This is a genomic window from Dyella sp. OK004, assembly GCF_900114495.1.
GTDB lineage: Bacteria > Pseudomonadota > Gammaproteobacteria > Xanthomonadales > Rhodanobacteraceae > Dyella_D.
Window position 1 is genome coordinate 232792 of sequence record NZ_FOZI01000005.1, and the last position, 25081, is coordinate 257872.

At 63.1% G+C, this 25081-nt stretch carries 22 protein-coding genes; 16 read left to right on the forward strand and 6 right to left on the reverse strand.

Going from position 1 to position 25081, the window contains the following annotated elements; translation table 11 throughout:
* The first annotated feature begins 156 nt into the window (after positions 1-156).
* The 5 genes from BM338_RS19315 to BM338_RS19335 all read left to right on the forward strand — a co-directional run bounded on the left by BM338_RS19315 (position 157) and on the right by BM338_RS19335 (position 8841).
* On the forward strand, positions 157-774 hold the full coding sequence (locus tag BM338_RS19315) for a hypothetical protein (RefSeq protein WP_090453917.1): 618 nt from the start codon (positions 157-159) through the stop codon (positions 772-774).
* A 90-nt stretch (positions 775-864) separates the two neighbouring features.
* On the forward strand, positions 865-2226 hold the full coding sequence (locus BM338_RS19320; RefSeq protein WP_090453919.1) for an alpha-L-fucosidase: 1362 nt from the start codon (positions 865-867) through the stop codon (positions 2224-2226).
* A 30-nt stretch (positions 2227-2256) separates the two neighbouring features.
* The gene (locus BM338_RS19325) at positions 2257-4920 is read left to right on the forward strand and encodes a beta-mannosidase (protein ID WP_255367385.1); all 2664 of its coding nucleotides are present in this window, start codon (positions 2257-2259) and stop codon (positions 4918-4920) included.
* Positions 4917-6359: a glycoside hydrolase family 125 protein gene (locus BM338_RS19330; RefSeq protein ID WP_090453923.1), complete on the forward strand. Its 1443-nt coding sequence runs from the start codon at positions 4917-4919 to the stop codon at positions 6357-6359. Before BM338_RS19325 ends, BM338_RS19330 begins: the two co-directional genes overlap by 4 nt.
* A gap of 46 nt (positions 6360-6405) precedes the next feature.
* The gene (locus BM338_RS19335) at positions 6406-8841 is read left to right on the forward strand and encodes a GH92 family glycosyl hydrolase (protein ID WP_090453925.1); all 2436 of its coding nucleotides are present in this window, start codon (positions 6406-6408) and stop codon (positions 8839-8841) included.
* A gap of 348 nt (positions 8842-9189) precedes the next feature.
* Here BM338_RS19335 and BM338_RS19340 read toward each other — a convergent pair whose 3' ends face one another.
* On the reverse strand, positions 9190-9687 hold the full coding sequence (locus BM338_RS19340) for a VOC family protein (protein WP_090453927.1): 498 nt from the start codon (positions 9685-9687) through the stop codon (positions 9190-9192).
* Positions 9688-9897: 210 nt separating this feature from the next.
* Positions 9898-10299 (reverse strand): ExbD/TolR family protein, encoded by a 402-nt coding sequence (locus BM338_RS19345; protein ID WP_090453929.1) that lies wholly within the window; start codon positions 10297-10299, stop codon positions 9898-9900.
* 176 nt (positions 10300-10475) lie between these two features.
* On the opposite strand from BM338_RS19345, the gene BM338_RS19350 reads away from it, so the two are divergent.
* The 5 genes from BM338_RS19350 (at position 10476) to BM338_RS19370 (ending at position 15178) form a co-directional block, all read left to right on the forward strand.
* The gene (locus BM338_RS19350; RefSeq protein WP_255367386.1) at positions 10476-11300 is read left to right on the forward strand and encodes a DUF3014 domain-containing protein; all 825 of its coding nucleotides are present in this window, start codon (positions 10476-10478) and stop codon (positions 11298-11300) included.
* 118 nt (positions 11301-11418) lie between these two features.
* Positions 11419-11835, forward strand: a complete 417-nt coding sequence (locus tag BM338_RS19355; protein WP_255367387.1) for a MarR family winged helix-turn-helix transcriptional regulator — start codon at positions 11419-11421, stop codon at positions 11833-11835.
* A gap of 95 nt (positions 11836-11930) precedes the next feature.
* Positions 11931-12494, forward strand: coding sequence for an isochorismatase family protein (locus BM338_RS19360; RefSeq protein WP_090453939.1), 564 nt, complete (start codon positions 11931-11933; stop codon positions 12492-12494).
* Between the two features lie 40 nt (positions 12495-12534).
* Positions 12535-13833 carry an MFS transporter gene (locus BM338_RS19365; protein ID WP_090453941.1) on the forward strand — a complete coding sequence of 433 codons (1299 nt, stop codon included), beginning with the start codon at positions 12535-12537 and terminating at the stop codon, positions 13831-13833.
* A gap of 133 nt (positions 13834-13966) precedes the next feature.
* Complete coding sequence (locus BM338_RS19370) at positions 13967-15178, forward strand: multidrug effflux MFS transporter (RefSeq protein WP_090453943.1); 1212 nt, start codon at positions 13967-13969, stop codon at positions 15176-15178.
* A gap of 426 nt (positions 15179-15604) precedes the next feature.
* Here BM338_RS19370 and BM338_RS19375 read toward each other — a convergent pair whose 3' ends face one another.
* Complete coding sequence (locus BM338_RS19375) at positions 15605-16102, reverse strand: hypothetical protein (RefSeq protein ID WP_090453945.1); 498 nt, start codon at positions 16100-16102, stop codon at positions 15605-15607.
* A gap of 226 nt (positions 16103-16328) precedes the next feature.
* Here BM338_RS19375 and thpR point away from each other — a divergent pair, with 226 nt between their 5' ends.
* The 3 genes from thpR (at position 16329) to BM338_RS19390 (ending at position 17998) form a co-directional block, all read left to right on the forward strand.
* The gene (thpR, locus tag BM338_RS19380; RefSeq protein ID WP_090453948.1) at positions 16329-16937 is read left to right on the forward strand and encodes an RNA 2',3'-cyclic phosphodiesterase; all 609 of its coding nucleotides are present in this window, start codon (positions 16329-16331) and stop codon (positions 16935-16937) included.
* An 80-nt stretch (positions 16938-17017) separates the two neighbouring features.
* Complete coding sequence (locus BM338_RS19385) at positions 17018-17782, forward strand: class I SAM-dependent methyltransferase (RefSeq protein WP_090453950.1); 765 nt, start codon at positions 17018-17020, stop codon at positions 17780-17782.
* A gap of 3 nt (positions 17783-17785) precedes the next feature.
* Positions 17786-17998, forward strand: a complete 213-nt coding sequence (locus BM338_RS19390) for an oxidoreductase-like domain-containing protein (protein WP_255367388.1) — start codon at positions 17786-17788, stop codon at positions 17996-17998.
* A 31-nt stretch (positions 17999-18029) separates the two neighbouring features.
* Here the strand turns inward: BM338_RS19390 and BM338_RS19395 are convergent, their stop codons facing one another.
* Positions 18030-19067, reverse strand: a complete 1038-nt coding sequence (locus BM338_RS19395; protein ID WP_090453952.1) for an HDOD domain-containing protein — start codon at positions 19065-19067, stop codon at positions 18030-18032.
* 179 nt (positions 19068-19246) lie between these two features.
* On the opposite strand from BM338_RS19395, the gene BM338_RS19400 reads away from it, so the two are divergent.
* Entirely contained in the window at positions 19247-20242 is a 996-nt protein-coding gene (locus BM338_RS19400) for an LLM class flavin-dependent oxidoreductase (RefSeq protein ID WP_090453954.1), read from the forward strand.
* A gap of 210 nt (positions 20243-20452) precedes the next feature.
* Here BM338_RS19400 and BM338_RS19405 read toward each other — a convergent pair whose 3' ends face one another.
* The gene (locus BM338_RS19405; protein ID WP_218156403.1) at positions 20453-21283 is read right to left on the reverse strand and encodes a DUF72 domain-containing protein; all 831 of its coding nucleotides are present in this window, start codon (positions 21281-21283) and stop codon (positions 20453-20455) included.
* 137 nt (positions 21284-21420) lie between these two features.
* On the opposite strand from BM338_RS19405, the gene BM338_RS19410 reads away from it, so the two are divergent.
* Positions 21421-22404, forward strand: coding sequence for a TolB family protein (locus BM338_RS19410; protein WP_090453960.1), 984 nt, complete (start codon positions 21421-21423; stop codon positions 22402-22404).
* On the opposite strand, the gene BM338_RS19415 is transcribed toward BM338_RS19410, so the two are convergent.
* Positions 22405-23190 carry a phosphatase PAP2 family protein gene (locus BM338_RS19415; protein ID WP_090453962.1) on the reverse strand — a complete coding sequence of 262 codons (786 nt, stop codon included), beginning with the start codon at positions 23188-23190 and terminating at the stop codon, positions 22405-22407. It lies immediately after the preceding gene.
* Between the two features lie 135 nt (positions 23191-23325).
* On the opposite strand from BM338_RS19415, the gene BM338_RS19420 reads away from it, so the two are divergent.
* A complete protein-coding gene (locus tag BM338_RS19420) occupies positions 23326-24993 on the forward strand; it encodes a serine hydrolase (protein WP_090453964.1) in 1668 nt (555 codons plus the stop codon).
* The last annotated feature ends 88 nt before the right edge of the window (positions 24994-25081 follow it).

A 25081-nucleotide genomic window follows, 5' to 3' on the forward strand; every position in this document is an offset into this window, starting at 1 on the left:
ATCACGAAGCGAGTGCGCAGTTCACAGGCTGCCGAGTTCTTCAAAGGTTTTTGTTGGCTCTTCTATTGGATGAAGGCCTGGAAAGGAGGCAGGTGTAGAGCGTTGGTGATTTGGTTGTGGTGATCTCAACACATGATGGTTATCTAGGAGAAAAGCATGAAAATGGCAAAAGCTTTTATGGTTTCGATCCTGGTGGCTGCTGGAGTTCTAAACATCACACCCGCTTCGGCGGCGCACTTCACGGTAGGTGGAAGCCTTGATGGCAATTTCCAGATCGCTGGCACGGTGAGCTTCTGGGCATCATCGGGGCCTGGTTCACCGCAGACCTTCTTTCCTGATCAAAGCGATGTTGACACCCCTGCGGACAACGGCATGCCCATCACTGTGCTTCCGAATCCAGACTCTGCAGCTAATTTCTACAACTGCAACATAACCATGCAAGGAAACGTAACGAATGGGGCCGCTTACATCACCTCGATGAGAGTTATTGGGACCACGCCGGTGTGCAATCGCATAGAGCAGTCCTTGTCTTCGCAAGGTCACTTTCCGTGGAAAATGCATGCGCTTTCTCAGCCTGGCGCTGCCACGGCGATGATAAAGGGCTGGGTCTTCTACTCGGCTGGTTTATTCAGCTGCTCAAATGCGACCGTTATGATCAATCTGGGTGGGGGCTACGCTTCTTTTGACCAAGTTGCCGGAACGGGGGGCTGTCATGTGACGACTTTCGGAGATGCCTCCGTGGTATCTCCCTCGGTAGATGTCGTCTACCCATAGCCTGAATTTGTGTGTGACCTGCGTGGTAGCGGATGGCCGTGTTCCAAGTAAAAGGCGCGCGGTCATCCCATCGGTAAATAAGGTGGATTAATGCTATTTCGTCATCTTTCTCGACTCACGTTTGTGTGTGTGTTCACTTTGGTGCTAGGTGGTCGTGTGCTTGCACAGACGGCTGGCGAATTGCGACCCTCGCCGCAGCAATCGCACTGGCAGGATCTGGAATTCGGCGTGATCGTGCATTTCGGCACCAACACCTTCCTCGACCGCGAGTGGGGCGATGGCAAGGCCGACCCCAAAGTGTTCAACCCTGATCGCGTCGATGCCGCTCAATGGGCGCGCGCCAGCCGTGCGGCGGGTGCGAAGTACATGGTGATGGTCGCTAAGCATCACGACGGCTTCGCGCTGTACCCGACTGAGCAAAGCAACTATTCGGTGAAAAGCAGCCCGTGGCAGAACGGCAAAGGCGATCTGGTGCGCATGGCTTCCGATGCCGCGCGTGCGGAAGGGCTGGAATTCGGCATCTATCTGTCGCCGTGGGATCGCCACGAGCCACGCTATGCGAACAGTAAGGCCTATGACGCCTATTACCTCGCGCAGATGGACGAGCTGGTGCAGCACTATGGTCCGCTGACCGAGTGGTGGCTGGATGGCGCTGGCAGCGGCGGTCATGTCTACGACTTCAGCAAATATCTGGAAGAGCTGCGCACCTACCAGCCGAACGCGATGGTGTTCGCCGATATGGCGCTGTTCGAGTACGGCGACATCCGCTGGGTGGGTACCGAGGACGGGCACATCCGTGGCGAGAACTGGAATGTGATCGACCGTCACGGCTATTTGCGCTGGCGGCCGGTGGAAGTGGATACGCCGCTGCACAAGCTGCACTGGTTCTGGCACCCGGACGACGAAGCGACGCTGAAGAGCGTCGCCGAGCTGATGGATATCTGGGAGAACAGCATAGGGCGCGGCGGCCAGCTGATGCTGGGCATCGCGCCGGATCGCCACGGCCTACTGCCCGACGCCGACGTGAAGCGGTTGGAAGAATTCGGCAAGGCGGTGCAAACGCGCTATGGGGACGCCGCCAATCTGGCACGCAAGCACGTCAAAGCCGATCCCGAAGCGGAGCGCGCGCTTGATGGCGACCGCGATACGTTCTGGTCAGCGCCGGAAGGTTCGCATCACGCGGTGCTCGAAATGGATCTTGGCCGCCCGGTGACCTTCGACCGCACGCTGAGCATGGAATGGCTCGACGCCGGCCAGCAGGTCCGCAACTATGCGGTGGAGATCTGGGACGGACACGCCTGGAAAGCGGTGGCGCATGCCGAGGCGATCGGGCATATGAAGGTCGATACCTTTGCCCCGGTCACAGCACAGAAAGTGCGCTTGCATATTCTGTCCAGTGTGGGCACGGCGCGCATCCGCGAATTCCAGGTGTTCGACGGCCGCGCCCGCTGAGTATCGATCGTGACGACAAGGAACATGTTCATGCAGCGAAGCCATCCGATCACGCGCCTGCAATACCTGCTGGCGGTCACTCTTCTGTTGGCCGGTGGCCACGCAACGGCCGCGCCGCTCGCCACCCAGGTGCTGCAAAGCGGCTGGCAGTTCCATCTGGCAACGGGATCGGCTGCGGCCAAGGGCCACCCGGAGGCCGCCGAATGGCAAGCGGCTACGGTGCCCGGCAGTGTGCAGACCGACTTGCTCGCAGCCGGGGTGATCGGCGATCCGTTCTATCGCGACAACGAGGCGCGGCTGCAATGGATTGGCCTGGCGGACTGGGACTATCGCCTGAGCTTCAAGGTGGATGCGGCCACGCTCAAGCATGAGCATGTGGAGCTGGTGTTCGACGGTCTGGATACCTTCGCCGACATGTCGCTCAACGGCCGCAAACTGCTTGCCGCGGACAATATGTTCCGGCGCTGGCGGGTGCCGGTGAAGGGCGTGCTGCGTGCGGGCGACAACCGGCTGGAAGTGCGCCTGCATTCGCCCATCGCGCGCCTGCTGCCGTGGCTGCTCAAGCAGCCTTATGCACTGCCGGGTGAATTTGATTCGGCCTTCGGCGACGAGCCCAAGGGCAAGCAGACCGCCAATTACCTTCGCAAGGCTAACTACCAGTACGGCTGGGACTGGGGCCCGCGCTACGTCACCCTTGGCATCTGGCAGCCGGTAAAGCTGGAGAGCTGGGATCGCGCACGCCTCGCCGATTTCCATATCGCGCAACAGCACGTTGACGCTGAAACGGCGGAGCTGCGTGCGGAGACGACGGTGCAGGCCGATCAGGCCGGCAAGGCTGAGCTGGCGGTGAGCTGGATCGCACCGGACGGCAGCCGCCACGATGCAACGCAGGAGGTCGAGCTGCGCAAGGGCGACAACACGCTCAACCTGCCGATCCGCATCGAGCAGCCGCAACGCTGGTGGCCAGTGGGCTATGGCCCGCAGAACATGTATCGCTTCGAGGCTACGCTCAGTAGTAACGGCGAGACCTTGGCCAGCGCGGAACGCAGCACGGGCCTGCGCAGCGTGGAGCTGCGTCGCGACAAGGATGCCTGGGGTCGCGGCTTCGCGTTCGTGGTGAACGGCGTGCCGATCTTCGCCAAGGGCGCCAACCTGATTCCGTTCGACAGCTTCCCGACCCGTGTTACGCAGGACGGTATGGCGCAGATCCTGCGTTCGGCGCGCGACGCCAACATGAACATGCTGCGCATGTGGGGCGGCGGCCATTATCAGAGCGACGCTTTTTACGAGGAGGCCGACAAGCTCGGCCTGATGATCTGGCAGGACTTTATGTTCGGCGGTGCGATTCCGCCGTATGACGAGGCCTATCGCGAGAACACCCGCATCGAGGCGGTGGAGCAGGTCACGCGGCTGCGCGACCATCCCAGCATCGTGCTCTGGTGCGGCAACAACGAAGTGCAGACCGGCTGGGAGGCCTGGCCGGATCGCGAGAAGTTCCGCCAGTCGATTTCCGCCGAAGAGCGCGCAAAGGTGGAGCAGGGCATGAAGACCCTGTTTGGTGAAACTCTGCGCAACGTGGTGCACCAGTACACGCCCGATGTGCCGTACTGGGCCAGCTCGCCCAGCACCGATTACGAGGGGCCGGCCAACCAGCTCACCGACGGCGACTACCACTCGTGGAGCGTCTGGTCCGGGTCGAAGCCGATCGAGGACTACCTCATGAGCACGCCACGCTTCCAGTCCGAGTACGGCCTGCAGTCGTTTCCGGTGCTGGCGACGGTCAAAGCCTTCGCCGCCGATGAAGACATGTCGCCGAATTCGCCGGTGATGCGCGCGCACCAGAAGTTCGCCAATGGCGACGGCAACGACCGCCTGCTGTTGTATATCCGCAAGTACTACGGCGAGCCGAAGGACTTCGCTTCCTTCGTCTACCTCAGCCAGGTGATGCAGGCCGAAGGCATCGAGCTGGCGGCGGAGCACCTGCGCAGCACGCGGCCGCAGGCGATGGGTTCGCTGTACTGGCAGTTGAACGATGTGTGGCCGGGCGCCTCGTGGTCGAGCGTGGATTACTTTGGACGCTGGAAGGCGCTGCAGTTCCATGCGCGCCGCTTCTATGCGCCGGTGCGCGTGGCGGCGATCCATCGCGAAGGGCATAGCGACGTGTTCGTGCTGTCCGACCGCACCGAGCCGTTCCAGGCCACGTTGCGCAGTCGCGTGATGAATATGGAAGGCAAGGTGCTGCGTGAGCGCAAGCAGTCGATCAAGGTAGCCCCGCTGGCCAGCACCAAGCTTGCCAGTCCCACCGACGCCGAACTGCTGCATGGCGCTGACCCGCGCAAGACCTTCGCGGTCTACGAACTGCTCGACAGCAAGGGCACGTTGTTGTCGCGGCATCTGCTGTTTGTGCAGCCGCCGATTGCGCTGCAACTGCCCGATCCCGAGCTGAAGGCGGAACTGCGCGACAACGGGCAGGGCATGGTGCTGGAAGTCAGCGCCGGGCGCCTTGCGCGCGAAGTGTGGGTGGACTTCGGCGGGCTCGATGCCACCGTGGAAGACAACGCTTTCGATCTGCTGCCCGGCGAGAAGCGGGAACTGCGCGTGGACAGCCGCGAAAACCTCGATGCCCTGCGCGGCGCGTTGCGTGTACGTTCGCTGGCGGGCGCGACGCAACCGGTGACGGAGAAAAAACCATGAGTACCTCGCGCCGCGACATGCTGAAGCTGATGTCCTTCGCGTTCGGCGCTGCGGCGCTTGGTCGTGCGCGACCCGGCTGGGCCGCATCGGGCGCGCGCTTCGTGAGCAAGCGTCCGCCGGTGGGTAAGCGCAAGTTCACCAGTGCGGCGGTGGAGCAGTTGATCGCGCGCACCAAGGCGCGCATCGCTGATCCCGAACTGGCCTGGCTGTTCGAGAACTGCTTTCCGAACACGCTCGACACCACGGTGGAGCTGGGCACTCTGCGCGGCAAGCCGGATACCTTCGTGGTCACTGGCGATATCGACGCGATGTGGCTGCGGGATTCCTCCGCACAGGTCTGGCCCTACGTGCCGCTTGCGGCCCAGGACGAAGACCTGCGCCGCCTGTTCCGCGGGCTGATCCGCCGTCAGGCGGTATGCATTGCCATCGATCCTTACGCCAATGCCTTTCTGCCCGATCCGACGGCGAAAACCAATCTGGACTGGGCCCAGCACGACGCGACCGACATGCGCCCCGGTGTGGCCGAGCGCAAATGGGAGATCGATTCGCTGTGCTATCCGGTGCGGCTGGCCGCGGCCTATTGGAAGGCCACCGGCGATCGCACGCCGTTCGACGACGACTGGCGCGCCGCGATGCGTCTGGTGGTGGCGACGTTCCGCGAGCAGCAGCGCAAGCACGGGCCGGGGCCGTATCACTTCCAGCGGCGGTCGGAGATCCCGACGGAAAGCCAGTTCCTTGGCGGCTATGGCAATCCGACGCAGCCGGTGGGGCTGATCCATTCGATGTTCCGTCCCTCCGACGACGCCTGCCTGTATCCCTTGTTCATTCCTGGCAACCTGTTCGCCGTGTACGCACTACGCGAACTGGGGCCAATGACGCTCGCACTGTTCGACGACAAACCCTTCGCTGAGGAATGCAAGGCGCTGGCCGATGAGGTGGAACATGCCGCCGAGACGCACGGCGTGATGCGCGACGAACACGGCGATGAGGTCTGGGCCTATGAGGTCGACGGTTATGGCAATCAGTTGTTCATGGACGATGCCAATGCACCGGGTCTGCTGAGCCTGGCGTATCTGGGCTGCTGTCCGCTGGACGACGCGCGCTATCGCCGCACGCGGGCGCGGGTATGGAGTACACACAATCCGTACTTCTTCGCCGGCAAGGCGGCTGAAGGTATCGGCGGCCCACACGAGGGCCTGCGCATGATCTGGCCAATGTCGATCATGATGCGCGCCTTCACCAGCCGCGACGATGCCGAGATCCGGCAGTGCCTGCATTGGCTGAAGACCACGCATGCCGGCACCGGTTTCATGCACGAGGCTTTCGATCAAGACGATCCGGCGCATTTCACCCGCGTGTGGTTCGCCTGGGCCAATACCTTGTTCGGCGAGCTGATCGCCGGACTGGCAGAGCGCAAGCCAGCGCTGCTGCACGGCTGAGGTTCTGGCCGACGTTTATTTTTGTTTCGCTACCGGAGTGCAATCCATGGTGACACGCAGGCGTTTCCTGCAAGGCGCAGTGGCCGCGGCCCTGCTGGGCAACGGGCTCAATCCTTTCACCGGTATCCCGGCCGCGCGGGCCGCAGGCGCATCGCCCGCCGGTGGCGCGGCGGATGCGGTGACGGGTGTGTCGCGCTACGTAGATGTGTTCGTCGGCACCGGCGGTCATGGCCATACCTATCCGGGCGCCACGATGCCCTTCGGCATGGTGCAGCTCAGTCCCGATACCTATAACGCGCAGTGGGATGCGTGCTCGGGCTATCACGAGGGCGACGGTTCGATCATGGGTTTCTCGCATACCCATCTGAGCGGCACCGGCGCGAGCGACATGCTCGATGTACTGGTGATGCCAGGTACCGGACCGGTGCAGCTGAAGCCCGGCGATCGCGAATACAAAGGCGTGAATTACCGCTCGCGCTACGACGGCGTGCCGCCGACTAATGACGCACCGACCGCGAGCAACCCGATCGAACGTGGCTACCGTTCGCGCTACGACCGCGCGGACGAACATGCGGTGCCGGGCTATTACCGAGTGCTGCTAAAGGACTACGGCGTGCTCGCTGAGCTCACCGCGACCCAGCGCGCCGGCATACATCGCTACACCTTCCACAACAAGGGCGAAGGTCATCTGCTAATCGATTTCGCCCATGGCTATCGTGACGAGCCAGGCAAGCCGACCAAGGTCAGCGACGCGACCCTGCGGCTGGTCGGGAAGGACACCCTGGTGGGCGGCCGTCGCGTGCATCAGTGGGCGAATGGACGCTACCTCTATTTCGCGATGAAGCTGTCGCGGCCGTTCGATCAAGCCACGCTTTATAGCGGCGACGCACCGCTGGCGACGGGCGAGGCCAAGGGCAACGACCTCAAGGCCGTGCTGCATTTCAAGGATGCGCACAAGGCGCCCTTGCTGGTGAAGGTGGGCATTTCCGCGGTGGATGTCGAGGGTGCTCTGCGCAATCTCGACGCCGAGATTGCGGAGTGGGACTTCGATGGCGTGCGCCATGCCGCGGCGGAAAGCTGGGAGCACGAGCTGAGCCGTATCCAGATTGAAACGCCGTCGGATGATGTGCGGCGGATTTTCTATTCGTCGCTGTATCACACCATGATGGCGCCGACCTTGTTCAGCGACGTGGACGGCCGCTATCGCGGCATGGATCTGGCTGTCCATCAGCTTTCCGAGGGTGCGCACAACTACAGCACCTATTCGCTGTGGGATACCTACCGCGCGCTGCATCCGCTGTACACGTTGTACCAGCCGGAACGCGTGCCCGATCTGGTCAACGGCCTGCTGCGCATGGCGGCGGAAAGCCCCGATGGCCCGCCGGTATGGCCGCTGCAAGGGGTGGAGACCGGCTGCATGATCGGCTATCACTCGGCGGTGGTGGTCAGCGAAGCGGTTGCCAAAGGCTTTCCCGGCATCGATGCCAAGCAGGCCTGGCCTCTGTTCCGCAAGCGTGCGTTTGAAGACGACTACCGCGGCCTGCCGTTCTATCGGAAGCAGGGCTATATCCCCAGCGACAAGGAAGGCGAGGCGGTCAGCAAGACACTTGAATACGCCTACGACGACTGGGCGCTCTCGCATCTTGCAGATGCTGCCGGAGCTACCGAGGACGCGAAGAAACTGCGTGAGCGCTCGCGCAACTACCGCAACGTATTCGACAAGAAGTTGACCTTCGTTCGCCCGCGCGGCAGTGATGGAAAGTGGCTGGAACCGTTCGATCCGCGCGGCATGGGGCATTCCAAGCAGTGGCGCGATTTCACCGAATCCAACGCTTGGCAGGCCACCTTCCTCAACCAGCACGACGTGTATCACTACGCGGAACTGTTTGGTGGCGAGCCGGCGTTCGAGCACAAGTTGGATGAGCTGTTCCACACCAGCTCCGCACTGCCGGCCGATGCGCCGCCGGATATCGCCGGTATGGTTGGCCAGTACGCGCACGGCAACGAACCCAGCCATCACGTCGCCTACCTGTATGCCTACACCGGTGCGCACCACAAGACACAGGCGCGCGTGCGCTCCTTGCTCACCACCATGTACAAAGCCGAACCCGACGGCCTCGCCGGCAACGAAGACTGCGGACAGATAAGCGCGTGGTATGTGATGAGCGCACTGGGTCTGTATGCGGTGGACCCGGTGAGTACGCACTACGTGTTCGGCAGCCCGCTGCTCGATCGTGCGGAGATTCGGATGGACGACAAGCGGCTGGTGGTGGAGACGCATGGCAATGGGCCTGATGCGCCGTACATCCAGTCGGTGAGTTGGAATGGCCAGCCGTGGAGCAAGAGCTGGATCAGCCATGCAGAGCTGGCCAAGGGCGGCACGCTCAGTTTTCAAATGAGCAGCACGCCGAATAAAGCGTTCGGTGCGGCGCCGGCGGATCGGCCGCCGTCATTTGGGAACGTGGCGGGGAAGATTGCGTAACGTCGGTTATTCAATCTTTCTGCCTTCGGTCGCAACGGATGAGGGTTCGGCGAAGTGATAGCGATGGGCGCTATCACAAGCCCCTAACCTCCACTCCAACCCCTTTCCCGAGGGCCTGATTAGCGCCGTGTTTCAGCTATGCGCGGCGTTCTCATCCCCCTGCTCGCAGGGGGATGTTGGGAGGGGGTGAACCCTTGAGACAAACTCCCCAGTAGCGCTTTCTCAAGTACCTACCCCTCCCCAACCCTCCCCTGCGAGCAGGGGAGGGAGCTAACAGCGCACAGCCGAGATTCGACGCTAATTAGGTCCCGAGGAGAGAGGACTAGGTTAGTGAGTGTTGGCAGGTTCTCAAGCCGCCGCCTTCTGCAACACATTCAAATCAATCTTCTTCATCTGCATCAGCGCCGCCATGGCCTTCTGTGCCTTGGCCTGATCCGGCTGGCTCAGCAGTTCGATCATCTGGTCCGGCACGATTTGCCAGGACAGGCCGTAGCGGTCTTTCAGCCAGCCGCATTGCTGCGCCTTTTCGTCGCCACCGGCGGAGAGCAGCTTCCAGAAATGATCCACTTCGTCCTGCGAACGGCAGTGCACGACCAGCGACACGGCCTCGTTGAACTTGAAGTGCGGGCCGCCGTTGAGTGCGGTGAAGTCCTGTCCGTCGAGCTGGAAGCCCACCGTCATAGCTGTGCCTTCAGGCTGGCCTGAAGCCTGGGCGGCCTCTTTGCTGTAACGCGTGGTAGCGGTGATCTTGGAGTTCTCAAATACAGAGACGTAGAACTTCGCGGCTTCCTCGGCCTGGCCGTTGAACCACAGGAAGGGGGTAATGCGCTGGAATCGGGTGCTCATCGGTGTTTCCTCGCTGTGTCAGGAATCTAGGGACAGAGCGTCGGGCCGATGCGATGGCAGGGCGAACGGCGCTCTTGTCGATGCGACGAATGGGGTTGGCCGGTTTCGACAAGGTACGAAGCGGCAAGGTCCGAGCTTGTCAGGGCCATTGCCCTGAGGGTGTGAAGGGCGGGTGGAAGGGCGATGCCGTCACGGCATCGCCCTTGGAGCTCAATGGCTTGCGGCGAAATCGATACGCGACAGGCCCTGCGCCTTGGCTTCGCTCAGCACGTGGGCCACCGCCTGATAGGCGGCGCCGTCGGCGGCATCGATGCTCAGGCGCGGCTGCAAGTTTTGTTGCGCCGCGATAGCCAGCTGGGTTTTCAGCTGCGGCTCGTCCACCGGGATGTCGTTCCAGTACAGCGCGCCATCTGCGTGGATGGTGAGGCGAACGGTGTCGGCCTGATCCACGATGGTCTTGTGGCTGCCCTGAGGCAGGTCGATCCGGGTCTTATGCGTGATTACCGGCGCCGTGATCATGAAGATGATCAACAGCACCAGCAGTACATCCACCAGCGGGGTGACATTGATATTCGAGATGGCACTGCTTTCGACACGTGCAGAGAAAGCCATGGTTCTTCCTCCTGGGCGAACGCAACGATGTGGACAACGGGGAATGCCGCGGCCATAGGGGGATGCAGCGGCGGCTTCAGCTTACTCCCGGATTTGCGGGATTTGCCACGACGGCTTGAACCATCGGGACATTGGCCAGTCAGAACCCGGATAGGCAAGTTGATGAGGGCAGTGCAGTGAAAAATCGGCAATCTTCGTTTGGCATGTGGGTAGTGGCGGTGATCGTGCTAGCGGCGGCGATCGCGGCGGGTGTGTTTATCTGGCGCAAAGGCCTGCAAGGTACGGATCAGGCAGCGGCGCCTGCAGCGAGTACGACAGCGGCTGCTCCCGCCGCAGCTTCGTCAGCGCCGGTAGTCCGGCATCCGATAGACGAAGCCGCGCCCGCATCGCCATCTACGGCGCCGCTGCCCGCGCTGGAAGGCAGTGATGACACCGTCGCGAACGCACTCGCTCAACTAGGCGGCGATGGACTGGCCGGGTTGCTGCTGCGCGAGCAGATCATCCCGCGCATCGTGGCAACGGTGGATGCCCTGCCGCGCCAGGGTGTGGCGACACGCATCCTGCCGTTGCATACGCCGCAGGGTGCGTTCGCAGTGAATCAGGAAGACGGGCGCTTCACGTTGGCGCAGCGCAATGCGGAGCGCTACGCGCCGTATATGCATGTGGTCGAGCAGGTGGATGCGAGCAAGGCGGTGGCCTGGTACGTGCGCTATTACCCGCTGTTTCAGCAGGCGTATCGCGACCTCGGTTATCCGCGTGGGTACTTCAATGACCGACTGGTCGCGGCCATCGACAACATGTTGATGGCGCCGCAGGTGAGCGGACCGATCGAGCTGGTGCGCCCCGACGTCTACTACCGCTATGCCGATCCTTCGCTGCAATCGCTGTCGGCCGGGCAGAAGCTGCTGCTGCGCATGGGGCCGGAAAACGCCGCGAAGCTGAAGGCCAAGTTGCGCGAGATCCGCGCGGCGCTGGTCAGTCACGCACCTGCGCATGGCTGAACCATCATGGATGATTTGCCTTGACTCTGCCATATATGAAGGTAAACTTTGTAGTTAGACTTCATATTTGGCGAGGCTCATGGCGAGCAGACAACCAGCGGGAATCGGGACAGCGCGCTTGTCTGTCGCAGCGGCGGACTTGCGTATAGCGATCGGCAAGCTGAGACGGCGGCTGCGCGATGAGGTGAGCCTGGGCGACCTGACCTGGTCGCAGGTCGCCGTGCTCGGCCATCTGGAGCGCGACGGACCTGCGACGGTGACCGCGCTCGCACAGGTCGAAGGCGTGCGACCGCAATCGATGGGCGCCACGATCGGCGCGCTGGAGGCGGCCGGTATGGTGAGCGGCGCGTCGCATCCTACCGACGGACGACAGACCCTGTGGTCGCTCACGCAGCGTTGCCGCGATCTGGTCAAGGTCAGCCGTGCGGCGCGCGAGGACTGGCTGCTGCGCACCATCCGCGCGCAACTGACGCCGGAGGAACAGGATGTGCTGGCGAAGGCTGCGCCTTTGCTCAAGCGTATCGCCGAGGCCTAACCGGATTTATCGAACCATCAAGCATCCATTGCTGTTCGGAGCATCGTGCCGCGCAGCCGGATGTCACTCATCCATTTCTACAGAGAACCCACATCGTGGCTATCACTACGCTAGACCCGAAAACTGCCCTGATCGTCATCGATCTGCAGAAAGGCATCGTCGCTGTTCCCACCATGCATCCGGCCAGCGACGTGGTAAAACACGCCAGCGAACTGGCCGCCAGTTTTCGCCAGCATGGTTTGCCGGTGGTATTAGTCAATGTCACCGGCGGGGCGCCGGGTCGTGTGGAACAGCGTGGCATGAGTGGTGAACTGCCCGCCGATTGGGCCGAGCTTGTGCCCGAATTGAATCGGCAGCCGCAGGACCACACGGTGACCAAGCGCACCTGGGGTGCTTTCAGCCACACCGACCTCGACGCCTATCTGAAGGCACAAGGCATCACGCAAGTGGTGATTGCCGGCATTTCCACCAGCATCGGTGTCGAGTCGACTGCGCGACAGGCGCATGAGCATGGCTTCCATGTCACGCTCGCTCTCGATGCCATCACCGACAGACATGTGGATGCCCATCTCAACAGCGTAACGCGCATCTTCCCGCGGCTGGGTGAAACTGGCACGACGAAGGAAATTCTCGATTGCCTCGACGGCACCCGCGCGTGAATACGGTAATGATGAAGCGCGGAGATGGGCAGGCAATGCGATGAGCGGCATGTTCCGCTCGCTGCGCAATTACAACTACCGCGTATGGGCGAGCGGGGCGATCGTGTCCAATGTGGGTACGTGGATGCAGCGCACCGCGCAGGACTGGCTGGTGCTGACCCAGCTCACGCGCCATAACGCGACCGCGGTGGGCGTGGTGATGGCGCTGCAGTTCGGCCCGCAGGTGCTGTTGCTGCCGCTGACCGGTTTCGCGGCCGATCATTTCGACCGGCGCAAGTTGCTGTTCGCCACGCAGGCGACCATGGGTGTGCTGGCTCTGGGCCTGGGCGCGCTCACCATCGCCGGCGTGGTGCAGCTGTGGCATGTGTACGTGTTTGCGCTGCTGCTCGGCTGCGTGGCCGCGTTTGATGCGCCCGCGCGACAGACGTTCGTGGCGGAGCTGGTGGACGAAGCTGACCTGTCGAATGCGGTCGCGCTGAATTCCACCTCGTTCAATGCCGGGCGGATGATCGGCCCGGCCATCGCTGGTGTGCTGATCGCCGCGATAGGCACCGGCTGGGTATTCCTGATCAATGCGGTGTCGTTCGCGGCGGTGATCGCGTCGCTATGCCTGCTGCGTCGTGACGCCCTGCACGCTGGACTGCGGGGATTGCAAGCGCGCGGAAGCCTGCTCGAAGGTTTCCGTTATGTGTGGCAACGGCCGGATCTGAAAGCGCTGCTTTTCATGCTGTTCCTGATTGGCACCTTCGGGCTCAACTTCCCGATCTTCATTTCCACTATGTCGGTCAGCGTGTTTCATGCAGGAGCGGATCAATACGGCCTGCTGAGCTCGATCATGGCGCTGGGATCGGTAGCTGGTGCGCTGCTCGCCGCCGGGCGCGCGCGGCCCAGCATCGCGGTGTTGCTGGCCGGGGCAGGGGCCTTTGGCGTTGGTGTGGCATTGGCTGCAGTGATGCCGAGCTTTTTACCCTTTGGCATCGCGCTCATTCTTGTCGGCGCCTGTGCACAAACCTTCACCACCAGCACGAACAGCCTGGTGCAGTTATCCACCGCGCCTGCGATGCGCGGCCGGGTGGTCGCCATCCTGCTCGCCGTCGCACTGGGCGGCACGCCGATCGGGGCGCCGCTGGTGGGCTGGGTGGCCGATACATTCGGGCCGCGCTGGGCGCTGGGTGTCGGTGCGGCATCCGGTTTTGCCGCCATGCTGGTCGGGGTGCGTTATCTGGTCAGGTACCATGGCCTGCGCGTCGGTATCGGTAGCGGACATCTGCGTGTCGACTTCGATCGTCGGATGCCTGCGCCGGAGGTGCCTATCGATGCACCTCGTCAGCAGGCTTGAATTGTCATACTCATTAGTTTAATAATTAACCTCTCCCGCTGAAGCCCCGATGCCCCCGGCATCCGACGGATGCTTCGGCCGAGCCGGGCGCAAGGCCCGCGTTTCGTATTCCGCGATTTAAGGACATTCACTCATGACATCCCGGCTTCTAGGGGCGGCGTTGATTCTTGGTCTGCTGTCGGCGATCGGGCCGTTCGCGATCGACATGTATCTGCCCGCACTGCCCACCATCAAAGAAAGCCTGCACACCGACGTGGACACGGTGCAGATGAGCCTGATGGTGTTCTTTATCTCGCTTGGCATCGGCCAGCTGATCTACGGCCCGCTGTCCGACATGGTGGGGCGCAAGCCGCCAATCTATTTCGGCCTGGTGATCTTCGCGCTGGGCAGCGTGGGCTGCGCGATGGCGCCGGACATCCACACCCTGATCGTGTTCCGTTTCATCCAGGGTCTGGGCGCGTGTGCCGGCATGGTGGTGCCGCGTGCGATCGTGCGCGACATGCATACCGGTCATGACGCCGCGCGCCTGATGTCGCTGCTGATGCTGGTGTTCAGCGTGTCGCCGATCCTTGCGCCGCTCACTGGCAGTCTGGTGATTCGCCTGGCGAGCTGGCGCGGGATTTTCTGGACGGTGACGGGTGCGGCGGTATTGGGCCTGATCCTGGCGTTTACGGCGTTGAAGGAAACGCGCCCGCGCGAGCAGCGCGTGGACAGCAATCTGCGCTCGGCGGTGCAGGCCTACATCACTTTGCTCAAGGATCGTCATTACCTGGGACTGGTGCTGATCTGTTCGTTCGGCGTGGCGAGCTTCTTCGCGTATCTGGCCAACTCGTCCTTCGTGTTGATCAACCACTACGGTTTGACGCCGACGCTTTACAGCTTCGCGTTCTCCATCAATGCGGTGGCCTTTATCGGCGCGGCGCAATTCACCGGCAAGCTGGGTGCGCGCTTTGGCCTGGCGCGTCTGGTGCGTACGGCGGTGGTGGGCTATGCGGTCGTGATGTTGGTGTTGCTGGGGCTGAATCTGGCTGGCGTGGACAATCTTGGCGTGCTGATGGCCTTGTTGTTTGTTGGCTACGGTTTTCTCGGCTTGGTGATTCCGAGTTCGGCGGTGTTGGCGCTGGAGGATCACGGCAAGATTGCCGGTACGGCGTCGGCGCTGTTGGGCACGATGCAGTTTGTTACCGGGGCTTGTGTGGTCGGTGTGATCGGCCGCTTTCTCAATGGGACGGCGTTGCCGATGGTGGCGGGGATTGCCGGGTGTTCGGTGGTGGCGTTGGGGTTGGCTCAGGTGACGTTGCGGCATCGGCGGTATGTGGTGGTGGAGTCGGCGGCGGCCGACTGACGTCTTGTCTCCCTCTCCCTCCGGGAGAGGGAGGGTGAGGGTTCGGCCCTTGCAATATCCCTTCCTACTTCGTCATCCCTGCGTAGGCAGGGATCCAGTAGTGGTGCGCTTCGGTTGTCGCGTCTGCGTGCTCTGGCTCGCCTGCCGCGGGCTTCCGAACCGCTGCCGCGGTCCGAGTCACTTTCTCTTTGCTGGCCCAAAGAGAAATGGCCTGAGAGCAGGCGGTGTGCTCTGTAGCTGCGCTTTTTCCAGTGTCAGACGTCGGGATAGTTTTCTTCGGGGCTGGATCGTCTGGCCTTTACCGCTCCGAGCTTTTGCTCCCTCCCCTGCAAGCAGGGGAGGGTTGGGGAGGGGTGTGGGTGCTCGGTTCAACCTGGCTAATTCACGCGTTTTGATTCGTCCACGCGAGCGGCAATCCACGCCGTCTCACGTCAACACCGTCCGCGCATGAAACGGCAGCATCGTCGCTCCGGTGCCGGCAACGGCTGGTTCGGCGCGTTCGAGTTTGTCTCTGTTGGCGTCGATGACGACGAGGATGTGGCCGGCGTCGAGTTCGCTTTTGAATTTGCGGTGGATGACGTCGGGGACTTCGGTTCCGATGAGGGCGCCGGTCCAGCAGCCGACGGCGGCGCCGGCGAGGGTGATGGCGCCGGCGCCGGCGAGTGTTACGCCCAGCGGCGGTATGGCGGCGGCGACGAGACCGAGCAGCAGGCCACTGCCGCCACCGCAGGCGACACCGCGGAGGGCGGAGGGGGCGAAGTCGGTGCGGCCGGTGAGGAGGTGGTCGGGGATGCGTTCGAGTTCGATGTCGTCGCGCGCGACCAGCGAGATGTCGTAGTCGTCAACGCCTGCATCGCGTGCCGCCTGCATGGCGGCGCGTGCGCCGTCGAGATCGTTGGTGCTGAAGATGCAACGGGTTTTCATGGCGGACTCCCACCGTTTCCGGCGTGGCGCGCCTCGCGTGTGACCGCGCCGTTCGGTGCGGCCGGCGGGCGGGGGTTACGGGAATATCATTTTCCTGTGGTTGTAACGGGTGTGTGACCTACTTGTTAATGCTGGATACCTTCTCAAAGGTTCATTCGGCATGACGGTGTTGTGGTCAGGAAGGTAGTCTTTGCAGGGCAGACCGCCACAAGCTATTCACTCGATCATGCCCTCAAGACCCACCTTTGACGCTCAGCAACTCGACCTCCTCGGCGGCGCGCAGTCGGCGCCGGCCGAAGTCCATCGCCTGTTCTTCGCTCTGATGCCTGACGAAGTAACCCGCAACAGCCTGTCGCGCACGGCGGATGCCTTGAAGGCAGGTCACGCGGCGCTGCGCACGCGCTGGATCGCACCGGAGCGCTATCACGCCACGGTGCATTTTCTCGGTGACCATCCGATGCTGCGCCAGGATGTGATCCAGGGGGCCAAGGCCGCCGGGGATGCGCTGGTCGCGTCGTCGTTCGACTGGTCCCTGGATCTTGCCTCGACATTTCGCGGCCGTGAACCGCCGCTCATCTTGCGCGGCTCCATCGTTCCCGACGCGCTGCAACAGCTATGGCAGAATCTGCGCGAAAAGCTGATCCGCGCCGGCCAGGGCGCGCAGATGGAGCGCACGTTTACGCCACATGTCACGCTCGGCTACAGCCGCGGCGGCATGCTGGAGCCGACGCCGATCGAGCCGGTGCCCTGGCGGGTGGAGCGGCTGGCGCTGATTCATAGCGTGGTGGGGCAAAAGGACTATGAGGTGCTGCAACGCTGGGAGTTGGCCAGATAATTGGGATGCCAAAAGTCATGCCACGCGTTGATGGGTTTGGGCGCACAATGCCGCTCCCATCACCCCCAACGGAGTCCGTCATGCGTACGACCGTTCTTGCTGCGTTGATCGCCCTTGCGTTTCCCGTAGCCGTGCTGGCCCAGTCTGCCGCGCCGAGTGCGCCTTCGTCCTACGTCACCGCCGCGGTCAGCGATCCCGCGCGCAAGGACGATGTTGCCAACGATGCGCGGCGCAAGATTGCCGATCTGATGACCTTCGCCGAAGTGAAGCCCGGCCAGAAAGTGCTAGAGCTGATTCCGGGCAGCGGTTATTTCACGCGTGTGTTCAGCGCCATCGTGGGGCAGGCCGGTCACGTCTACGTGGTGTGGCCGAATGAGTACGCCAAGGAGTCGGAGTCCGACGTGGCCGGCTCGAAGGCGCTGGTGGCACAGCCGCATTACGCCAACGTGAGCGTACTGACTCAGCCGGCGAACCAGTTGAGCGTGCCGCAGCCGGTGGACGTGGTGTTCACTTCGCAGAACTACCATGACTACCCGGACAAGTTCATGGGCAAGGTGGATCCGGCCGTGCTCAACAAGCAGGTGTTCGCGACGCTGAAGCCGGGTGGCCTGTATGTGGTCGTGGATCACGTCGCCGAAACGGGTTCCGGCCTACGCGATACGGATACTTTGCATCGCATCGATCCCGCCATCGTGAAGAAGGAAGTTGAGGCAGCGGGCTTTGTGTTCGACGGCGAGAGCAGCGTGCTGCGCAATCCGGCCGATCAGCACAACATCAAAGTGTTCGACAAGTCGATCCGCGGCCATACCGACCAGTTCGTGTATCGCTTCCGCAAGCCGGGTTGAGTTTTGATCGAAGGGCACGACGACAAGCCGCTGGAAGGCGCATCGGCGCCTTCCAGCGATCCGCGGCCGGTACGACCGGTTGAACCGGACGCCGGCGACTGCTGCGGCGAGGGCTGCGTGCCCTGCATCTTCGATCTCTACGAGGAAGCGCTGGAGCGCTACAAAGTCGAGCTGGCAGCCTGGCTGGCGCGGCATCCGGAAGCCGGCGACTCGTAACACGTAATGTAGGAGCGCACCCTGTGTGCTCCTACACGGTAGTGCGGGCGTGCTCGAACTGGTGTTGCAGATCCTGTTGGCAGCGGGCTAGTTGCATCGGCGCAAAGCGCTCCGGCCACGCCTGGCTGAGGTCGGGGCAGCTGTCGATCACGCGGTGATCGCTGAGCAATTGCGCCATCGCCAGCACATGCGCGGCGCGCAGGGTTTTGCCTAGCGGTGACGGCGTGGCCGGCATCTCGGACTGGGCGAATTCCGTCAGCGCCTGGATCACGTTCGGCGGCAGTTCCCAATGCCTGGCAGCGCGCAGAGTGAGTTGCGCGGCGACCTGGGCGCAGCCGTCGAGAAAACCCGCGCTGAGCATTTCCGGCGCCGCCACTTCTTCCATGTCGAGCAGATGGATCACCGCACCGGTGCCGGTGTTGCACACGATGCCCGCGAGATAGGCCTCGAAGGCATCGCAGCCGGCGTACTTGCCGAGGAAGGCACTGGCATGCGCGCAGCGCTCGGCGTGATCCCACAGTCGCTGGCCTGCGACTGCACCACGCGCACCTGCGCTGGCCTGCAGGATCGGTTTCATCATGTGTTGGGTGGCAACGCGGCGCAGTCCATCCTGGCCGAGCAGCACCACGGCATGCTGCAGGCTCTGGATCGAGTGCAAGGTGCGGTAGTAGATGCTGCGGCTGACCCGCATGACTTCGCCCACGAGCATCGGATCGCGCCCGACCAATTTGGCCAGTTCGGCGCCGGCCACGTTGTCGTTCTTCAGCGCGTGCAGCAACTGCGGCAACACAGCGGGAAGGCGCGGCAAGCTGCGTACGTCGAAACGTTCGCTGACAATTTGCAGCCGCCGCAACAAGGCTGGCTCACCCGGATGATCCAGTACGCCGCTTGCCGCATCAGGCAGGCCGAGCATGAAGCGCTGATAGCGTTCGGCCAGCTGTGCCAGCGGCAGTTCGATGGCGCCGGCAGTCGGTACGGCCTGCACGTCCGGCAAGCTGCGCAAAGTGATGCGCGGACGCCGCTCCGGCGTGGGCCGGGTGGCGAAGACGCGCCGCCATAGCCAATTCATTGGTGTGTCGCCCCCATGGCCGCGCGGACACGGCCTCCCCGACGGGGTTATCGGCATGGCGGTGGAGAAATGTAGGGCAGCCCCGTGGTGGCGCCACCGATTTGCCAAGTGCGGCGCGCCCGGGCTGGGAATCGCTGCACCTGCCCCCAGATGAAAGGGCTTGTTACCGAGGACGCCTCATGATTCCGTTTTCTGTACTCGATCTCGCGCCGGTCACCCAGGGCAGCACGCCGACCCAGGCGTTCGCCAACAGTCTGGATCTGGCGCGGCTGGCCGAGCGCCTGGGCTATACCCGCTACTGGCTGGCCGAGCATCACAACATGCCTGGCATCGCCAGCGCGGCCACCGCGGTGCTGATCGGCCATATCGCCGGCGGCACGTCGACGATTCGCGTCGGTGCGGGCGGCATCATGCTGCCCAACCATGCGCCGCTGCAGGTGGCCGAGCAGTTCGGCACCTTGGCTTCGCTGTATCCCGGCCGCATCGACCTGGGCCTGGGCCGCGCACCCGGTACCGACCAGGCCACGGCGCGCGCCTTGCGGCGCTATTACGAAGGCGCCGAAACCTTCCCCGATGACGTGCTCGAACTGTTGGCCTACTTCGAGCCCGCTGCACCGGGGCAGCCCGTGCGCGCTGTGCCGGGCGCAGGTATCGAGGTGCCGGTGTGGCTGCTGGGCTCAAGCCTGTTCAGCGCGCGTCTGTCCGCCGCACTGGGATTGCCGTTCGCGTTCGCTTCGCACTTCGCGCCGGACGCGATGGACGAGGCGCTTGCGCTATATCGTCGCGATTTCAAGCCGTCAGCGCGTCTGTCCGCTCCGTACGCGATGCTGGGCGTGAACGTGGTGGCTGCGGAGAGCGACCGCGAGGCGACGCGCCTGTTCACCACGCAGCAGCAAAGCTTCATCAATCTGCGCCGCGGCCAGCCGGGATTGATACCGCCACCCATCGACGATATCGAAACGTATTGGACGCCGACCGAGAAGTTCGGTGTCGAACGCGCGCTGGCGTGCGCGGTGGTGGGCGATATCAACACTGTGCGTGACGGGCTGGCTACTTTCATCGAACGCCATCGTCCTGATGAGCTGATGATCACTGCGAACGTATTCGATCACGAGGCGCGCAAGCGCTCATTCGAGCTGGCGGCACAGGTGCGTGAAGCGCTGATCAGCGCGTAACGCCCTTCTCCCTCTCCCCGCCGGGGAGAGGGTTGGGGTGAGGGGCCGGGTGCTCGGTTCACCGTTTCTATCTCGTCATTCCGGCATAGGCCGGAATCCAGTAGAGACAATGTGTGATTCTCGCCCGGTGCGCCAAGAGCCCGGCCCTGTTGCGTCGCCAATCATCTAACGCGATCGCTACTGGATTCCGGCCTACGCCGGAATGACGGCTCAGTTATCCACCCGTTTCTGCAACGCGATCGCCGCCGCCGGATTCCGGTGTTTCGCCGCACTGATAAAAAACACAAACACATCGCGCGCCACGCCAGGCGCATGCGGCGCAGCCACATGCGGTAGCTCTGCCACATCCTCACCAGCCGACCAGCGCCGCGCTCGCTCCGCCCACTGGTCGAGCGCATCCACCGCATAGCCGGTGGCGACACCATCCTCGCTGCGCATCAGGCGCGCGTAACTGAAATCACCCGTGAAGTCGGCCAGCGACGGGTAGTCGGGCGAATCGGTGAATACCGTTGGCACCGAATGTGGCCGCACCAGATTCACATAGCTCTCGCTGAGGAAGCTGGGATGGCGCACTTCCAGCACATGGCGTAGCGGCTGCCCGTTTAACTCGCGCGGCAACAGATCCAGAAACGCTGCGAGATCGTCGGCATCGAAAGGACGCGACGGCGGCAGTTGCCACAGGATCGGTCCCAGCCGGTCACCCATCTCGGCGAGGCCGCCGTGCACGAAACCGTTGATGCCTTTGCCGGTGGTCGCCAGCCGCTTGCCTTCGGTGACGTAGCGTGGCGCCTTGAGCGAGAACACGAAGCCGGATGGCGTTTCCGCGGCCCAGCGCGCGTACGTCTCGGCTTTTTGCGCGCCGTAATAGGTGCCGTTGATTTCGATGGCGCGCAGGTGCTGGCTGGCGTATTCCAGTTCGCGGCGCTGCGGCAATCCGTCAGGGTAGAAGTTCTTGCGCCACGGTGCGTAGTTCCAGCCGCCGATACCCACGCGGATGCGCGAGGCGGCAGGATGATCCGCAGTGGCGAACAAGTCATCGATGGGCATGGCGGGCAGGCGATGAAGAGTGGGTCGCCATGATGCCATGCTCGTGACTTCAGGCACGCGCCGGCCCCCGGTGGAAGGCGTATCCAGTCGCATCCTTCCCGCCGTTCCACCACTACTATAAGGTCGGCTTCATGAAACTGCTCGCGTGCACGTCGCTGGTGCTGTTGTTGTCAGTCGCCGCCCCTGCCGGAGCGGATGTGCCGAAGCCGCCCATTCCGGAAGTGTTCGCACCGGGCGTGATTTCCGGGGCGGCCAATGAAGACTCCGTGGCTTTCGCGCCCGATGGCAAAACCGTTTTCTTCGATCGCATCAGCGGGTCGAACGCAGTGATCCTGGAATCGCACAAGAACGGTGACAGCTGGTCTACGCCGCGCATCGCTCCGTTCTCGGGACAGTGGCAGGATCACGATCCGGCGATGGCGCCCGATGGTTCGTTCCTCGTATTCACCTCGAACCGCCCGGATGCGCCCGGCGGCAAGGCGCTCGCGGCGGTGATGGCCAATGGCAAGGTGTATCCGGATTTCGGCGGTCATCTATGGCGGGTCGACCGCAAGGGCGATGGTTGGGGCGAGCCCTTGCGTTTGCCCGGTGCGGTCAACAGCAGTACGCGCACCTATGCGCCCAGCGTTGCCAGTGACGGCAGCGTGTATTTTCAGCGCCCCGGTGAAGATGGCGATTTCCGCTTGTATCGCTCGCAGTATCGCGATGGCACCTATCTACCGCCGGTGCCGGTCGCGCTTGGTGAGCCGTCTGGGCACAAACTGGATCCCGCTGTGGCGCCGGATGAATCCTTCATCGTGTTCGACGCGAATGACGCGAACAAGAGCGGGCCGGATCGCCTGTACATCGCGTTCCGCGAAGGTGAGGGTTGGGGCAAGCCGATCGATCTCGGCGATACCGTCAATGTCGGCGATCCGTGGGGCGCGCATCTTGGCCCGGACCACCGCACGATTTACTTCAGCAGCCATCGTGCGACGCGAGTGAGCTACCCGCGCACGCGCGAGCAGGCCGAACGCGATCTTGCGCGCATGCAGACCTGGGACAACGGTGGCGAGAACATCTGGTCCGTCTCGCTGGCGCCGTGGCTCGATGCGCACCGCGCGTCAGCGCATTGATCAGTGCGCGGTGCGCAGGCGCAGCCATTCGGCGATGCTGATGCATAGCAGCAACCACACCAGACCAAAGGCGTAACCGGCGACGACGTCGCTGAGATAGTGCACCTGCAGCAGCACGCGACTGATCCCGATCAGGCCGACCAGCAGCACCGTGGTAAAGATCACGGCGCGGTGCCAGCGCGTCGGCAGCAGTCGCAGCAGTACATAGGCCAGCATGCCGTAGAACACCATCGAACCCAGCGCATGTCCGCTGGGAAAGCTCCAGCCGGATTCGGTGACGAAGCCATGGTTGTGTAACGGGCGCGGGCGCTCGATCAGCGCCTTGATGCCGCTGGTGAGTGGCATGATGCCGAGCTCAGCAAAGGCCCATACGCCGGCCAGTGCCCACTCACGGCACAGCAGCAGACAGAGCAGCACCAGCGTGGCCGCGGTGGCAACCCATGGCGTGCCGCCGAGCTGGGTGAGCATGGCGATGATCTGAAGCACGAGTGGTGGCATCTGCATGCGCAACTGCTCGGCCAGTGAGGCATCGAAGTTCGCCACGCTGCCTGGGCTGCCCGTACCGATGGCGAAAGCGATGCCGCCGAACAGGATCAACATGAGTGTTGCCAGTGCGATACCGGTGGTCCAGCGCATCACGCCGGGTTGACGGCGTCCGGCCAGCGCAGCGACCCGCAGTCTGGCGCTGCGCCGCCAGGCCAGGTCGCCAGCCAGCAGGGCCAGCAGCAACAGTGCCGTCCATAGTGAGAGTGCGTGCGCCGCGATCCAGTCCGTCGTCAAAGCCATTGTGTTTCCGCAAGTCATGCCAGGCCGGCATGATCGTTGCCCGCCGGGCCTGCGTCGAGGCTTGTGACTTCCAGCGCTGGCATTAGCCTGGTTTTGCCACGATAGTTGGGCGCTTTCAAGCCGGTGGAGCCGATGATGTCCCAGCGAATCCTGTCCCCGCGTCTGGCAGGTTGTGCGGCCTTGTTCGTGTTTGCTTCGACGGCATGGGCACAGCCGCCGATAGCGCCGCCGGGCGCCGCGCCGGAAATGGCCGTCACCGCCAAGGCTGATGCGCTGCCGCCGCAGCTGCAGGATTTCCAGGCTTACGTGGACAGTGCGCGCAAGCAATTCGACGTGCCGGGCATCGCGGTCGCCATCGTCAAGGACGGCAAGGTGGTGATGGAGCAGGGCTTCGGCCTGCGCGAGCAGGGCAAGCCGCAGCCGGTGGATGCGCGCACGCTGTTCGCCATCGCTTCCAATACCAAGGCCTTCACTGCTGCCTCGCTGCAGATGCTGGCGGAGCAGGGCAAGCTGAAGATGGATGATCGCGTGATCGATCATCTGCCCTGGTTCCAGATGTCCGATCCCTACGTGACGCGCGAGATGCGTATCCGCGACTTGCTCGCGCACCGCAGCGGCCTGGGTCTTGGCGCGGGCGATCTGCTGTACTGGCCGCCCACCTCATACACCACCAAGGAAGTGGTGCAGCGCCTGCGCGAAGTGCCGCTCGCGACGAGCTTCCGCAGCGCGTATGCCTACGACAACATCCTGTTCGCGGTGGCGACGCTGGTGATCGAGCAGGTATCGGGACAGAGCTACGCCGACTTCATTCGCAACAACATCTTCAAGCCAGTGGGCATGGACGAGTCGCTGGTCGACATGACCTACCTCAAGCCCGGCATGGATACCGCGATCGGCCATGCCAAGTTCAACTTCAAGGAATTGAAGCCGGTACCGCCGATGGCCTGGAGCAACAACCCCGGCGCGGGCGGCATCTACGCCAGCGCGCATGACCTGGCCAAGTGGATGAATGTGCAGCTCGCCGGTGGCCGCTTGCCGGATGTCGATGGCAAGGAACATCGCCTGTTCAAGGAAGAGAGCCAGAAGCAGATGTGGTCGATGCTCACGCCGATGAAGATCGGCGAGCCGCCCGTGCCCGAACTCGCGGCGGTGAAGCCGAACTTTGCCGGCTATGGCGAAGGCTGGTTTCTTTCCGATTATCGCGGGCAGCGTTTGGTGTGGCATACCGGCGGCTGGCCGGGCATGGTGTCGCGCCTGACGCTGGTGCCTGAGCTGAAGCTGGGTGTGGTGGTACTGACCAACCAGGAATCCGGCGCGGCCTTCAACGCGGTGACGTACCGTGTGCTCGACGCGTACCTGGGCAAGGATAAGACTGACTGGGTGGCCGCTTACGCGGCGGCGGTGAAGAAGTCCGAAGGCAAGGCCGACGACAGCTGGAAGAAGCACGAAGCCGCGCGCGACAAGAATAGCCAGCCGTCGCTGCCGCTGGCCAAGTACGCCGGCAGCTATCGCGATCCGTGGTACGGCGACGTGGTGGTCAGCCAGGAGGGCGGCAAGATGCGCCTGCGTTTCTCCAAGACGGCGCAGCTGGTCGGCACCATGGAGCCATGGCAGCACGACACCTTTATCGTGCGCTGGGACGATCGCTCCTTGAACGCCGATGCCTTCGTCACGTTCTCGCTCGATGCGGACGGTGCGATCCGCGAAGTGCGCATGCAGCCGATCTCGCCGCTGACCGATTTCAGCTTCGACTTTCAGGATCTGCGCCTGACACCTGTAAAGGTCGATAGCAAAGAAGGTTGATCTCACGCAGACATGCCATCGGGTAGAACACCTGATGGCAGCGGCGGAGTGCCAGGGGCCACACCAACCGCCGATGCGACCGGTTCCA